This window comes from Rhizobium sp. CF122 (assembly GCF_000282035.1).
Lineage (GTDB): Bacteria > Pseudomonadota > Alphaproteobacteria > Rhizobiales > Rhizobiaceae > Rhizobium.
In genome coordinates, this window is the sequence record NZ_AKKA01000076.1 from 26,217 (window position 1) to 39,536 (window position 13,320).

At 58.7% G+C, this 13,320-nt stretch carries 15 protein-coding genes and 1 pseudogene; 6 read left to right on the forward strand and 10 right to left on the reverse strand.

Features of this window, described 5'->3' with window-relative positions:
• Window positions 1–263: 263 nt before the first annotated feature.
• Window positions 264–791: a hypothetical protein gene (locus tag PMI09_RS18215; RefSeq protein WP_007797484.1), complete on the reverse strand. Its 528-nt coding sequence runs from the start codon at window positions 789–791 to the stop codon at window positions 264–266.
• Window positions 792–1,010: 219 nt separating this feature from the next.
• Between PMI09_RS18215 and PMI09_RS18220 the strand changes: the two genes are divergently transcribed.
• The 5 genes from PMI09_RS18220 to PMI09_RS18240 are packed head-to-tail and all read left to right on the forward strand — an operon-like array spanning window position 1,011 to window position 4,827.
• Window positions 1,011–1,682: an amino acid ABC transporter permease gene (locus PMI09_RS18220; protein ID WP_007797487.1), complete on the forward strand. Its 672-nt coding sequence runs from the start codon at window positions 1,011–1,013 to the stop codon at window positions 1,680–1,682.
• On the forward strand, window positions 1,682–2,353 hold the full coding sequence (locus PMI09_RS18225; protein WP_007797489.1) for an amino acid ABC transporter permease: 672 nt from the start codon (window positions 1,682–1,684) through the stop codon (window positions 2,351–2,353). Before PMI09_RS18220 ends, PMI09_RS18225 begins: the two co-directional genes overlap by 1 nt.
• A gap of 1 nt (window position 2,354) precedes the next feature.
• A complete protein-coding gene (locus tag PMI09_RS18230) occupies window positions 2,355–3,089 on the forward strand; it encodes an amino acid ABC transporter ATP-binding protein (RefSeq protein ID WP_007797493.1) in 735 nt (244 codons plus the stop codon).
• A 9-nt stretch (window positions 3,090–3,098) separates the two neighbouring features.
• Window positions 3,099–4,016, forward strand: a complete 918-nt coding sequence (locus tag PMI09_RS18235; protein ID WP_007797496.1) for a N(4)-(beta-N-acetylglucosaminyl)-L-asparaginase — start codon at window positions 3,099–3,101, stop codon at window positions 4,014–4,016.
• Window positions 4,017–4,035: 19 nt separating this feature from the next.
• Window positions 4,036–4,827 carry a transporter substrate-binding domain-containing protein gene (locus tag PMI09_RS18240; RefSeq protein ID WP_007797499.1) on the forward strand — a complete coding sequence of 264 codons (792 nt, stop codon included), beginning with the start codon at window positions 4,036–4,038 and terminating at the stop codon, window positions 4,825–4,827.
• Between the two features lie 37 nt (window positions 4,828–4,864).
• On the opposite strand, the gene PMI09_RS18245 is transcribed toward PMI09_RS18240, so the two are convergent.
• The 7 genes and pseudogenes from PMI09_RS18245 to PMI09_RS18275 form a co-directional block, all read right to left on the reverse strand.
• A complete protein-coding gene (locus PMI09_RS18245; protein ID WP_007797502.1) occupies window positions 4,865–5,866 on the reverse strand; it encodes a LacI family DNA-binding transcriptional regulator in 1,002 nt (333 codons plus the stop codon).
• A 110-nt stretch (window positions 5,867–5,976) separates the two neighbouring features.
• The gene (locus tag PMI09_RS18250) at window positions 5,977–6,231 is read right to left on the reverse strand and encodes a DUF2934 domain-containing protein (RefSeq protein WP_037083470.1); all 255 of its coding nucleotides are present in this window, start codon (window positions 6,229–6,231) and stop codon (window positions 5,977–5,979) included.
• Between the two features lie 111 nt (window positions 6,232–6,342).
• On the reverse strand, window positions 6,343–6,756 hold the full coding sequence (locus tag PMI09_RS18255) for a VOC family protein (protein ID WP_007797507.1): 414 nt from the start codon (window positions 6,754–6,756) through the stop codon (window positions 6,343–6,345).
• Window positions 6,757–6,760: 4 nt separating this feature from the next.
• Window positions 6,761–7,858 (reverse strand): Gfo/Idh/MocA family protein, encoded by a 1,098-nt coding sequence (locus PMI09_RS18260; protein ID WP_007797510.1) that lies wholly within the window; start codon window positions 7,856–7,858, stop codon window positions 6,761–6,763.
• 10 nt (window positions 7,859–7,868) lie between these two features.
• The gene (locus PMI09_RS18265) at window positions 7,869–8,879 is read right to left on the reverse strand and encodes a Gfo/Idh/MocA family protein (protein ID WP_007797512.1); all 1,011 of its coding nucleotides are present in this window, start codon (window positions 8,877–8,879) and stop codon (window positions 7,869–7,871) included.
• 197 nt (window positions 8,880–9,076) lie between these two features.
• Entirely contained in the window at window positions 9,077–9,355 is a 279-nt protein-coding gene (locus PMI09_RS18270) for a hypothetical protein (RefSeq protein ID WP_037083473.1), read from the reverse strand.
• 495 nt (window positions 9,356–9,850) lie between these two features.
• Window positions 9,851–10,173 (reverse strand): annotated as a pseudogene (locus tag PMI09_RS18275) (transposase); the annotation flags it as partial.
• Here PMI09_RS18275 and PMI09_RS30500 point away from each other — a divergent pair.
• On the forward strand, window positions 10,141–10,347 hold the full coding sequence (locus PMI09_RS30500; protein WP_244423783.1) for a nucleotidyltransferase domain-containing protein: 207 nt from the start codon (window positions 10,141–10,143) through the stop codon (window positions 10,345–10,347). The pseudogene PMI09_RS18275 and the gene PMI09_RS30500 overlap by 33 nt on opposite strands.
• 147 nt (window positions 10,348–10,494) lie before the next feature.
• On the opposite strand, the gene PMI09_RS18280 is transcribed toward PMI09_RS30500, so the two are convergent.
• Window positions 10,495–11,643, reverse strand: a complete 1,149-nt coding sequence (locus PMI09_RS18280) for a CaiB/BaiF CoA transferase family protein (protein ID WP_007797522.1) — start codon at window positions 11,641–11,643, stop codon at window positions 10,495–10,497.
• Window positions 11,644–11,691: 48 nt separating this feature from the next.
• Window positions 11,692–13,320 (reverse strand): electron transfer flavoprotein-ubiquinone oxidoreductase (locus PMI09_RS18285; RefSeq protein WP_007797525.1); only part of this gene is annotated, 1,629 nt, incomplete at its 5' end.

The following is a 13,320-nucleotide window of genomic DNA, read 5'->3' on the forward strand; positions in this document are numbered from 1 at the left end:
GGTAGAGTTGCCCCGTCAACTGGCAGAGTGCGTGGGGAGAGAATGCTGTTCGCTTTTGCGTCATCAGCAACGGTCCACCCGAAGTCCGATCGATAAGGCATTCACCTTTACCGCTCGATCTCGTGACGCAGTTGTCGAACGGGCATGATGGAGAAGCGTCTCGAAGAGTTGAAGCGACACCCAATCGGCCTTGCGTTGTTGAACTATATCCGCAAGTGCCATTTCCCATTGAGCGACGTGCTGTGGATTCGACCAGCTTGGCTTTACTCGGCAGTCTCCGTGAAGGCCACGAGCTCTGGATCGAAGTCAACCTCTACCACATTATTGAAGACCGCTGTCGCGAGCATGATACCAGCAAAGGCCACAAGATCGACGAGCGTCTTGGCATCGTATCGATCCTTCAGCTTCGCCCAGATCTCGGCGGGGACCGCGTTGGAATCGATAACGATTGCCTTGCCGAAGGCGTTGAGGAGTACTTCTTCTTCAGACAAGATCAGGGCCTCCGGGTCGAAGCCCGCATTGATGAGCGCCCGGCGAAAGAAGGTGACGGCAATTTTCGAGTTCGCGGCTTTCGAAATGGCGTGCGAGAAGACCCAGATAGGTCTATCGGGAATTGAAGAGAGCTCGGCGCGAAGCGTGAACCATTCAGCGTAGACGCGGTGGGCAACCGGTGAATGCAATAGCGTGCGCTTCATGTTCGTCATACGCCCGCGTACCCTCACCTCCTCATCGTGTACGGCCCGAATCTCATCGGAAGCAGTAGCATAGTCGATCTGTGGGATATGACTCATGGCGATGCTCATTCTATGTGGGGCAAAATGTCAGGCGTCTGCGAATCAGCAAATGGTCCTGATGCAGTTTTCGATCATCTTGGCAAAATCGGCTACGTCACGCGAATCCGTTAAGTTCATTGCCACCAGGTAGGTCAGGAAATCTCCCCCTGCATTCTTGACAATGTTTGGTTGTCGGGACACGATGAAACCGGTTTCACTCGCGCTCATGGAGAGATCGTGCGGCTCGACCTGTCGATTCTCTTGCCTCATCTCGGCTTTCTCGCGCAAGGCGCCCTTCTGACGGCGCAAGCATGCGCGCTCGCGCTCGCCGGCAGCGTCATCATGGGCGCATTCGTAGCGATCGCGCGAACATCCTCGTCGGCACTCCTGCGGCGGATCTCGTTCATCTACGTCGATATCTTCCGCAACGTGCCCTTCATCGTGCAACTGTTCTTTTTCTATTACGGCCTGCCAGAGATCGGCATCTATATCGATGCCTTCACGACGGGAGTGATCGCGCTGTCGATCGCCGGCGGCGCCTACGCCTCGGATGTGATCCGCGCCGGCATTCTGGCAATCGATCATGGCATCATCGAAGCAGCCGAGGTCAGTGGCCTGTCGCGGCGTGTGATGTTCACGCGCATTGTCCTGCCGATTGCGCTGAGAACGTCGATACGGCCACTCGGCTCAGTTCTCATCAACATGATCCTCACCTCGTCGATCCTCTCCACCATCACGCTGAATGAATTGACCGGTTCGGCACAAATCGTGGTCTCGCAGACATACCGGCCCTTCGAAGTCTATATTGTGCTGCTCGTTGTCTATGCGGCTTTGACCTACCTCGTTTCGCTCGCCATCGCACTGCTCCACCGTCGCCTCAACCGTGACATGATGGAGGCTGTTGCCTGATGCGCTTTACAGATTTCACGTCCTTTGACCTCATTCTTCTGGCGCAGGGTCTCAGCGTCAATGTCGCACTCTTTCTCGCGACATCGTTGATCGGACTGATGATCGGCATCAGCTGGGCAATCGTGCGCTTCTATCGCGTGCCGCTGCTTTGTGAAGCGATCACCTTCGTTTCCGAGCTCCTGAAGAATTCACCGGTGCTGGTGCAGTTGTTTCTGGTGTTTTTCGGACTGCCCGGTCTCCTTCACATCCGCGTGACACCGGTCACAGCGGCGACGATCACGCTTTCGGCCAACACTGCCGCCTTCGTCTATGTGATTGCAGTCTCGGCAATCGAAACGATCGGCCGCGACCAGATCGAAGCCGCGCGCGTGTTTGGCCTGAGCCGCTGGCAGGTGCTTCGTCATGTCGTGGCGCCGCAGGCAGCGGCATTTGCCGTTGGTCCGCTGATCGCGCTCCTCGTCAACCAGTTGCAGGTAACCTCGCTGATCTCGGTCATCGGCGTCGTCGACCTGACCAAGATCGGCAACATTCTCAATATGCGGACGCTGAAGCCATTTATCGTCTGGACGGCTGTCGGCTTGCTTTATTACGCCGCCGCCAAGCTTGTCGCTTGGCTCGGGTCGCACTTCGAAAAACGCCTTCGCGCCCATAGTGCTTGGAGAGGGCTCTGACATGATAAGAGTTGAAAACGTAAGAAAGGCCTTCGGCCACACGACCGTGCTCGACGGCGTTGATCTAAGCATTGCGCCGGGCGAGGTCGTCTCGATCCTAGGCTCGTCCGGATCCGGCAAGTCGACGCTGATCCGTTGCATCAACGGTCTGGAAAAGCTGAGTGGCGGCCGGATCACGGTCGACGAGTTTGATGTCGGCAAGCCCAAGGAGCTTGCCGAAGCGCGCAAGCGCTCAGGCACGGTTTTCCAGCTCTTCAACCTCTATCCGCACATGACGGTGCTCGGCAACATCACGCTCGCGCCGGTCGAAGTGCTGAAGAAGCCCCGCAGCGAGGCGGAGGCGATGGCCCGTGCATTGCTGGAATCGGTTGGTCTCGGCAACAGGGCCGACGCCTACCCGGCGCAGCTTTCCGGTGGCCAGCGCCAGCGCGTCGGCATCTGCCGGGCGCTTGCGATGCAGCCGCGTTACCTATTGCTGGATGAAGTGACCAGTGCGCTCGACCCGGAGATGACGGCAGAGGTGCTGACAATCCTTGCAAAGCTCGCGCAGGAGGGCACGACGATGCTCTTCGTCACGCACGAGGTCGAGTTCGCCAGGCAGATTTCGGATCGCATCGTCTTTCTCGACAAGGGCAGGTTGCTGGTCGACCTTTCGACCAAAGAATTCTTCGCCGCCGATGGCGGCATGGGGCAGCCGCGCGTTGCCCAGTTCCTTTCCAAGATGCGCAAAGATTAGAGGTTCTAGATGCTCCTTTTGGCCAATAAAGAAGCCTGGCCGGGTTTTCCGACATCCGTCGAAATGTTGCGCGAGGGTGCAATCAGCCTGGATGCGATGGTTGCGGGGATCAGCAAGGTAGAAAGCGAAGTGAAGGTTCGCAGCGTTGGGTACGGCGGTTGGCCCAATATGCTTGGCAATATGGAGCTTGATGCGGCGGTGATGGACGGCAATACACGTGAGGTCGGCACGGTCGGCGCCGTTCCAAATACACTTCCAGTGGCTCGCCTTGCTCATGAGGTCATGAAGCGCCTTCCCCACGTTATGCTGACTGGCGATGGCGCACGTCGCTTCGCGAGTGAAATCGGTTTCTCGGATGACGAGGTGTTGTTTGACGACAGCAAGCGGGTCTGGTGGGAGCGACTGGAAAAGGAGCTCTCGCCGGAGGATCTGGCGAAGTTTCCAAATATACCGCTGGCGCCTCTCAGCCGCGCCATCACCGATCCGGAGCGCGTTCGCGACACGACCGTCTTCTTGTCGGCCGATCCCAAACGCGGCATCCATGCCGCGACGTCGACATCCGGTTGGGCATGGAAATATCCGGGCCGTCTTGGCGACAGTCCGATCCCCGGCGCAGGCTTCTATGCCGACAGCCGCTATGGGGCGGCCGCCTGCACGCATACTGGCGAAATGACGATGCGCTGTTCGACGGCGCGCACGGTGGTTCTTGCGATGAAGCTTGGCTATTCGCTCTCCGACGCTGTGAAGCTCGCCGTCGATGAGCTCAATGAACTCTCCACCGGATTCCTGGCCGGCGTCGTGATCCACGCGGTCGATGCCAAAGGAAACCACGAGGTCGTGAATTTCAGATGCGAGGGCGAGATTCGGTACTGGCTCTGGGAGGACTCGATGCCCGAACCGGAATTGCGGGCAGCGAAACTGGCATAACTAAAAGAGGGAATGAACCATGAAGCGCATTCTGACTACCCTTGCCGCCCTGGCCATCGCGGCTGGCTCGGCATTTCCGTCCTTCGCCGGGATGATCGACGATATCCGCTCGCGGGGCACCGTTCGCATCGGCGTGTCGCTCGGCGGCGAGCCGATTGGCTTCCGTGACGCGCAGAACAATCCAGTCGGTTACGACGTCGATGTCGCAACGCAGCTTGCCCAGAAGCTCGGTGTGCCGGTCGAGTTCGTCGACGTCTCAGGCGATGCTCGTATCTCGATGCTCGTTTCGGGCCAGATCGACGTCGCCGTCGCCAACACCTCTGCAACGCTCGAGCGCGCCAAGACAGTGAATTTCACGATCCCTTACAATCGGGCTGGCCTACGGGTCATCGTTCAGAAGGATGCGGGCATCAAGGAACTGAAGGACCTCGCCGGCAAGAAGGTCGTCGTTGGTCGCGGCACGACGGGCGAAAACTTCCTCAAGACCGCCGTTCCGGATGCGCAGCTCGTCTACGTCGATCAGTTTGCTCCCGACGGTGTCCTCCAGTTGCAGCAGAAGCGCGTCGATGCGGCAATCGAGGATTCGTCGCTGCTCGATTATCTCGCGACCAAGACCCCGTCGCTCGTGACCCTGCCGGGCCTTTATTCCAACGATCCGATCGGCATTGCCGTCGCCAAGGGTGATCCGGAATTCGTGCGCTGGCTCGACATGTTCGTGTCCGATTACATCCAGTCGGGCGCCTATGCGGCGAACTACAAAAAGTGGTGGGGTGCGGAATCCAACCCCCCTGCCCTCAATCCTCAGTGGTAAAATGATCGCGGGCCGCCTTCGGGCGGCCCGTTGCTCGTTAGCCCGTCAGGCGTGGCACGAAACGTGTCGGCACTGTCACCGGCAGCTGGCCTGGCGTGAAATTGCCGGGGTTGGCAACTGAATCGACAATATGGCGGACATAGAGCGCCTTGTCGTAGCCGATCGAAGAGATCGGATAGGCGTCGAAATCGGTTAGTGACAGGTTGTCGAAACCATAAAGCCGGAAGCGCGAGGGACGGCCATCGGGAAAGTCGGTCCGGCGGACGTCCAAGATGCCCATCGCCATCGCATCGGATGTGCAAAAGACAGCATCGAAAAGGTCAACGCCCGTGAGTTCCGTGGCCGCCGCATGCCCACTTTCATAGGAATAGTCGCCCTGGATCCTTCGAACGAGATTGATGCCGTAGCGCGAAAAGGCTTCCTGGTAGGAGCGGATCCGCGCCTGCTCGACCGGAGAGGACGCACGTCCGGTCACAAGAACGGTCGTGCGCACACCCTTGGATGCGGCATCCGCGACGGCTTCGGCGATGCCAGCATGCTCATCGGGGATGATCACGGGAGAAAACTCGTCGTGAAGGCCGTTCAGCATGATGACATGATCGGAGCGGAACATCCGCCGGACGGTCGGCGCGTCCGCAAAATCCGAAAACACCAGCGCAGCGTCGACATGGTAGGCGACGCCATTGCGCAGGAACTCTTCGACGCGCGCGACCGATCCGATGCGAATCAGGATGACCTGCTTGCCGACCATTTGGACCTGATCGATGAGCCGGTCAAACAGGTCGAGGTCCGAGAGATCGTGGATGTGATTAACCACGACGGCCACGAGATTGACGGTCTTGGTGGTCAGGCTCTGCGCAAGCAGGTTCGGCTTATAGCCGAGGCTTGCAGCGGCAGCGATCACGCGCTCTCGCTTCTCGGAGGATACTGGCCGCGGTTCGTTGGAAAGCGCCCGGCTGGCGACAGCACGCGAGACACCCGCCAAACGCGCGACATCGGCAATCGTGGGAGGAGCGTCACGGCTACTATCGTGATTCATGATCGAGAGCTTTCCACCTTTGGCAGGGTGATATCGCAACGTCGCGTGCTTCGGCTATGGTAATCTTTCGTTTCTTGGCGGTCAGCAATCATCAGGCACCGGCCCGTCGATCACGCAGATGCTGTTTGTCCGTGCGAGGCGACATCAATGCCATTTTCAACGTCCTTCGCGCGCATCAGGCGACCCATTGCCCGCAGGCGCTCGATGAGGTCACTGCCGTCAACGGAAGCGCGGGTCAGTTCCAATTGTTGGTATTCCAGTGCGGCCTGCTGCCAATGTTCGCCGCTGCGACCTTCCGGCCCCCCTTCGGCTTCCCAGAGTGCATAAGCACGCTGATTGATCCAGTCGTCCTTGCTGCGTGACATGCCAACCCCAGCCATGAAGGAATGTATCGTCTCCTTCAGGCTGACAAATCAGCATTACGGAGTCGTTACCGCAACGCAAAAATGTTCCAGCCGCCGTTATGTTTGTGGGGATCAGATGCGCTTCAATTCACCACGGCGTTCCGCGAGCTCGACGATGATGCCGTCGGGATCGCGAAGAAAGGCCACTCGATCCAGCACCTCAGAATTGACGGCGGGGCGTGGTCTCTCCTTGATCTCCACGCCTTCCGCCTCCAGCTTTGCGAAGCTCTCATCAACGCTTTCGACTAGGAAAGTAATATGCAGCACGCCCGATGTGGCCGGCGGCAGGTCTAAGGCAGGTGTCGCGCCACCGGGCGGGGCGAAGATCTCAAGCATGCCGCCACCGCTATCGAGAAAAGCCACTTCCGTGCCGTTGGCCATCGTCTTGCGCAAATGAAGACGCAGGCCAAGGAGATCACGGTAGAAGGCAAGCGACCGGTCCATGTCTGCGGTCACCATGCCGACATGCTCGAAGCTTTTGATCATCGGTTCAGGCTCCGGCTGCCTGGCGTCGCTCTTCTTCCGGCAGCCAGGAATGGTAGAGCGGATGGTCGGCGAGGATGGGCAGCAGCGTCGGCTTGCCAGTGCGCTGCGAATGATATGCCGCGGTCACCAGCTCCAGTGAGTTGCGAGCATCTTCCAACGTCACCGGTGGCTCGCCGCCGGTGGTCAATGTATGATGGAAGAGTTCGAACTGTCTGGTGTAGCCGTCTTCCTTGACGACATAACCTGCCAGCGCCTCGTCGACGCGCTTCTGATGCTCTTCCGTCCCGGCAATGAAGCTCCAGGGGTCTCGACCCATTGTGTAAGGCTCGAGAATGCTCTCGACGACGAGATCGGAGAAGCAGAACCGCAGCCGGGAGATTTCCTTTCGGGAGCCGAGCGTCATCGACAGCGTCGCCAACGAACCGTTCTTCATCTTCACCGAAAGGGCTGCCGTATCCTCGACCTGGATCGGATTGACCAGTGTCGCCCCGTAGGAGAAGATTTCGGCGCATGCGCCATGCACATAGTTCAGCATATCGTGCGCGTGGATCGCGTGGCCAAGCAGGCCACCACCCAGCTCGGTTACCCATTTTCCCCGCCACGGGACGGCATAATAGTCCGGGCCGCGCCACCAATGGGTTTCGATTGTGGTGAGGAATGGAGTGCCGGTCAGGCCGAGATCGATCAGCATTTTCAGCTTTTGAAGTCCCGAGCCGTAGCGGTACTGAAAGATCGGCATCAGTCGCGGACCTTCGGCGCGCGCGACAATGCGAGCCATCTCGTCGACTTCAGCTATCGAGCCGAACAGCGGCTTCTCGCAGATGACGTGCTTTCCGGCCTCGATCGCCTTGCGGCATAGCTCAAAATGCGAACCCGGCGGGGTGCAGATGTCGATGATATCGAGATCGGAGCGAGCGATCATTGTCTCGGCATCCTGGGTATATTCGGGAATGCCGAACTCCTCGCAAAGCGTCCGGCCGCGGTCCTCGTCGAGCGAGCAAAGGACGGCAACGTCAAACAGCTCCTTGTTCCAGGCAAAGCCTGTCAGATGGCGGGAGGCGATGCCCGCCCCGATGATACCGACGCGAAACTTCTTGGACATGACGGCTTCCCTAGCGATGACCCAGGCGCGCGGCCTTCGATTGTGCTTCCAGCGAAAGGCGGCAGACCTCGTAGACGTGAGCCTGGGGCATCGCCGTCTCGGTGCGGTCGCGCACATCGGCAGCGAAGGCATCGAAATAGTCGAGTTTCTCGCTGCTGCAATCGATGTGCGTCATCTCCTTGCCGTTGACGAGGAAGAGGTGGTCCTTGCCCGGCCGTCCGGCGATGTCGACGTATTTACGCAGCTCGATATAGCCCTCCGTACCAAGGATGGTCAGGCGGCCATCGCCCCAAGTCGGCAGTGCCTCCGGCGTAAACCAGTCGACACGCACATAGCCCGAGGCTTTCTCGGAGCGCAGCAGCACCTCGCCGAAGTCCTGGAATGCAGGCTTGTCGGGCATGCCGAAATTGCCAACCGAGCTTGCCACGACGTCACCGCTCGTCGAGCCCGTATAGAAAAGGAACTGATCGACCTGGTGCGAGGCGATATCGACGATGATGCCACCGAACTGCTCCGGATCGAAGAACCAGTTCGGCCGTGTCGGCAATTGCAGCCTGTGCGGCCCCATACCGAGCGTCTGGATCACCGTACCGATCGCCCCTTCTTTGACGAGCTTGCCCGCCTTGACGGCGGATCGCACGCAATGGCGCTCGGAAAAGCAGATCGAAAAGATGCGGCCGGTTTCGGCGACGGTGCGTTTGACTTCCTCCAGCTGCGCAAATGTCGTCACACCGGGCTTATCGGTCATTACGTCCTTGCCAGCCTTCATCGCGCGGACGGCCAATCCTGCGCGGTCGCGCGGGATCGCGGCGATGCAGATGACGTCGATCGAAGGATCGGCAAAGATCGTGTCGCGATCGATCTGCGGGGCATCTGGATAGGTTTTCTGGAAGGTTTCCAACAGCGCAGGCACCGATGTCTGCGGGCAATATCCAGCGAATTCTGCACCCGCGGCAAGCAGGCCCTTCACATGATCGAACGTGTGTCCATGATCGATCCCGACGACGGCAAATCTCAACATAGCAGCAATGCCCTCCTGGAAAATTCCTGACGCCCAGCTTCTGAGTCCTGGGTGGTCTCCTCAGCCTGAAACAGACAGCGAAACCCACACGCTGTCAAGGTTGGCCAATTGACGAATGTCCGGCGACGTTCCATTAAGGTACGGAAATTACGCCGGAATTTTTTGTATCTAAATAGTTATTTATTTATGTGACTCGCCTATGCCGGTCTTGCACCAATGGCGATGGCGTGTGGTAATCCCGCGCGGCGCCTTCGCTGCAGGAATAGCTGGCGTGTGAAAATCGCGTAAGAAATTTCGTTGACCGGAAATCCTTCATTTTTGTCGCTTGCCAGCGATCGTCGGACGATCTCCTCAAAGAAGAGGACAGACAGATGCCGAAGGACTATTTTGACTTCCACCCATTTCGCTTTCAGCTTTTGACAGCCGCCATAGATGTCCGACAGGCGCTTCATCGCTCGGATAGCACCGGAGGTCAAAGCCCGGACGCCGCAGCCACTCTTCCGGGGATGGACTTCGCTGGAATGTCTGAGACAGAATTTCATAGGCGCCTGGATCTGATGACCGAAATGCGTGACGCATGGCGCCGTTGGAGCATCGCGGGGGCCGAGATCCTTGATTTCTCCGAAGACATGGCTGAACTGGCGGGATCGAAAATCGTTGAGCTGCCATGGTATTCGTCGTTGACCGATGTGGACCCGGTCTACGTGCACTTCGGGGCGGAAGCCGGGCTCGCTCTCTCCGGCCGAAACCGCGTAATCGAAGGCGTTTATCTGGAAACCGCTGGTGATCCGCGTATCGCTCTCGTTCGCTTTGTCTGTAGTGATGTGTCCCGCGGAGGAAGCCTCGGTGATGCGCTGGTTGCGCAGTCTGAGGTAATCAGCGCTCGTCTTGACAGAAGCGGCGGCGATTTTATCGATTTCGACGGTGACCCGTCACTTGTTTCTGAATCCCCAACGTCCGCGATGGTCTCCCGCACGTTGTTTGCTCATCCCATGGTGACCCATCAGATGCGCGACAGCGTTCCGCTGGGCTGCGGGCGTCACCACTTCTTTCCCAAAAGGTCTTTCAAAGCTGCATTGTCGAGCATCGCATCCGCCAGAAGCCGCTTCAGCTTCGTGTTCTCGTCCTCTAGCGTTTTGAGCCGCTTGGCTTCAGACACGTCCATGCCGCCGAATTTGGCCTTCCATTTATAGATGCTGGCATCGCTGACGTCGTCGCCCGTGAGCGTGGCCGGATCGATCAGGCTTTCCTCTTCGGGTCGATAGTCCGCGGCGACGAGCCCCCCGACAGTGATGTCGACCTGATGGTTGTCTCCGATCTCGACCTCTTCGACATCGGACCGGCCCTCGACATATTGCAAAAGGCGTTCGACAGAGAGATCGACATCGAACTCCACACTCCGGAGGAGTGGGCCCGGATGGCTGTGTCTTTTCGTGGCCCGCGGAAAGTCGGCTATCGAGCGGACTAGCGAACCACCTCAACAGCCTGCTAGGCGATCAAGGTCGTCCAGAATGATAACGAAGCCCAGTCCGAGTTGTGTGAGCCGCTTCGACCGTGGTTGGAGCATGACCGAATTTATCCAATACGGTCGAGCTAAGTTCCAAAACATCACCAGCTAATTTTGCTCCACAGACCAGTTCGACGGAACCTTCCCGTTGTGCTCACCCAGGGTGGGCGATTTTCTGTGAGACGTCAGTGGAGTTCCTGAAAAGATGATCGGTGTCCGGATGCCCGGTATTCCGTCATTCTCAATCGCCATTCCGCGATGCTCAATTTGCGGATCGGCGAAAACGTCTTCCACCGAGTTAATAGGTCCGGCCGGAACGCCCACACGTTCTAGTTCGGCAAGCAGATCGGCGCGATCGAATTGTTTCGTCTGCGCCTCCAGAATCGATGTCAGATCGGCTCGACTATGAACGCGGCCTGCATTTGTCTTGAAACGGATGTCGTTGGCCAAGGTCGGTATCCGCAGTACATCGCAAACGCGAGAAAATTGAGCGTCATTGCCACATGCGATGATGATGCTGCCGTCTGAGACCGGAAATACCTGGTAGGGCGCAATGTTGGGATGCGCATTCCCTAGCCGCGTCGGTGCCTGCCCGGACGCAAGGAAGTTCATCGCCTGATTGGCGAGCACTCCTACCGTACTATCCAGAAGAGCCATATCGATGTGCTGGCCCTCGCCCGTGGCACTCCGAAGCAGCAAGGCCGCTTGAATAGCAATCACTGAATAGAGGCCTGTGAAGATATCGCCAAATGCCACGCCGATCTTTTGAGGCTCTCTGCCGGGTTCACCGGTCAAATCCATAATTCCCGCCATGCCCTGAACGATAAAATCGTATCCCGCACGTTTGGCATAGGGGCCAGATTGGCCAAAACCAGTGATCGAGCAATAGATCAGGCGTGGGTTGATCCGCTTCAGGCTTTCGTAGTCGAGGCCGAACTTCTTGAGCCCGCCGACCTTGAAGTTCTCGATGACAACATCTGCGTTGGCTATCAGTTCGCGAACCCTTTCAGCGTCGTCTTCGGACCTGAAGTCGGCTGTGATGCTGAGTTTCCCGCGGTTGCAACTATGGAAGTAGGCTGCGGCGACATCATTCCCGTCCTGGATAAAGGGAGGACCCCAGCGACGTGTATCGTCACCCTCTGGGCTTTCCACCTTGACGACTGTCGCTCCCAAATCCGCAAGGGTCTGACCTGCCCAGGGACCTGCCAATATTCGCGCCAATTCCACGACCCGGATGCCTTGAAGCGGAAATTGCATTGATATTCCTCTTGATCTTTCTCAGTCAAAAGCAAATCGCAATGACTGTTACATATTCGGATAGACGGGCCCCTCACCGCCCTGCGGCGGAACCCAGTTGATGTTCTGGTTGGGGTCCTTGATGTCGCAGGTCTTACAGTGGACACAGTTCTGGGCGTTGATGACATAGGTTTCCTGCCCATCCTTCTCGACCCACTCGTAGACGCCGGCCGGACAGTAGCGGGTCGAGGGGCCGGCATAGATGTCGTGCTCGGACGACACCTGCAGCGCCATATCCTTGACCTTGAGATGCACCGGCTGGTCTTCCTCGTGGTTGGTGTTCGAAAGGAACACCGAGGACAAACGGTCGAAGGTGAGGACGCCGTCCGGCTGCGGATAGGCGATCGGCTTGTGCTTCGAGGCCGGCTCCAGCGAGGCCGCATCGGTCTTGCCGTGCTTCAGCGTGCCGAAGAGCGAAAGGCCGAAGAGCTGGTTCGTCCACATGTCGAGACCGCCAAGTGCCACACCGATCGCCGTGCCGAACTTCGACCACAGCGGCTTGACGTTGCGCACCTTCTTCAGGTCATTGCCGATGTCGCTCGAACGCCAGTCGCTCTCGATCTCGACCACCTCGTCATTGGCGCGGCCGGCAGCAATCGCTGCCGCGATCCGCTCCGCCGCCATCATGCCAGACAGCACGGCGTTGTGACTGCCCTTGATGCGGGGCACGTTGACGAAGCCGGCCGAACAGCCGAGCAGCGCGCCACCGGGGAAGGACAGCTTCGGCACCGACTGGTAACCGCCTTCGGTGATCGCACGCGCGCCGTAGGAAAGCCGCTTGCCGCCCTCTAAGGTGGTGCGGATCGCCGGATGCGTCTTGAAGCGCTGGAATTCTTCGAACGGATAAAGGTAAGGGTTCTTGTAGTTCAGGTGGACGACGAAGCCGACGGCCACGAGGTTGTCTTCCAGATGATACAGGAACGAGCCGCCACCGGTCTTCATGCCGAGCGGCCAGCCGAAGGAGTGCTGCACGAGGCCCTGCTTATGGTTCTCCGGCTTCACCTGCCAGAGTTCCTTGATGCCGATGCCGAACTTCTGGGGTTCGCGGTCTTTGGATAGATCGAACTTGGCGATCAGCTGCTTGGCGAGCGAGCCGCGCACGCCTTCGCCGATCAGCACATACTTGCCAAGCAGCGCCATGCCGCGGGTGTAATTCGGGCCGGGCTCGCCGGTCTTCTCGATGCCCATGTCTCCGGTGGCCACACCGATGACCGCACCCTCGTCATTGTAAAGCACTTCGGTTGCGGCAAAGCCCGGATAGATCTCGACGCCGAGGGCTTCGGCGTGGGTGGCCAGCCAGCGACAGACGAGCCCAAGCGATACGATGTAATTGCCGTGATTGCTCATCAGCGGCGGCATCAGGATATTCGGCAGGCGCACTGAGCCTGCCGGACCAAGCACCAGGAAGTGGTCGTCCTTCACCTCCGTCTTGAACGGATGGTCTGCTTCCTCACGCCAACCGGGCAGCAGACGGTCGATGCCGATCGGATCGACGACGGCACCCGACAGGATATGCGCTCCGACTTCGGCGCCCTTCTCCAGAACGACCACCGAGAGATCCGGATTGACCTGCTTCAGCCGGATCGCGGCGGAAAGCCCCGCAGGACCGCCACCGACGATCACCACGTCAAATTCCAT

Bases quoted from the DNA above. Each gene is read 5' to 3' on its own strand.
- PMI09_RS18265 (WP_007797512.1), bottom strand. From the start codon at position 8,879: ATGTTGAGATTTGCCGTCGTCGGGATCGATCATGGACACACGTTCGAT.
- PMI09_RS18230 (WP_007797493.1), top strand. From the start codon at position 2,355: ATGATAAGAGTTGAAAACGTAAGAAAGGCCTTCGGCCACACGACCGTG.
- PMI09_RS18240 (WP_007797499.1), top strand. From the start codon at position 4,036: ATGAAGCGCATTCTGACTACCCTTGCCGCCCTGGCCATCGCGGCTGGC.
- PMI09_RS18235 (WP_007797496.1), top strand. From the start codon at position 3,099: ATGCTCCTTTTGGCCAATAAAGAAGCCTGGCCGGGTTTTCCGACATCC.
- PMI09_RS18280 (WP_007797522.1), bottom strand. From the start codon at position 11,643: ATGCAATTTCCGCTTCAAGGCATCCGGGTCGTGGAATTGGCGCGAATA.
- PMI09_RS18215 (WP_007797484.1), bottom strand. From the start codon at position 791: ATGAGTCATATCCCACAGATCGACTATGCTACTGCTTCCGATGAGATT.
- PMI09_RS18245 (WP_007797502.1), bottom strand. From the start codon at position 5,866: ATGAATCACGATAGTAGCCGTGACGCTCCTCCCACGATTGCCGATGTC.
- PMI09_RS18250 (WP_037083470.1), bottom strand. From the start codon at position 6,231: ATGTCACGCAGCAAGGACGACTGGATCAATCAGCGTGCTTATGCACTC.
- PMI09_RS18255 (WP_007797507.1), bottom strand. From the start codon at position 6,756: ATGATCAAAAGCTTCGAGCATGTCGGCATGGTGACCGCAGACATGGAC.
- PMI09_RS18225 (WP_007797489.1), top strand. From the start codon at position 1,682: ATGCGCTTTACAGATTTCACGTCCTTTGACCTCATTCTTCTGGCGCAG.
- PMI09_RS18260 (WP_007797510.1), bottom strand. From the start codon at position 7,858: ATGTCCAAGAAGTTTCGCGTCGGTATCATCGGGGCGGGCATCGCCTCC.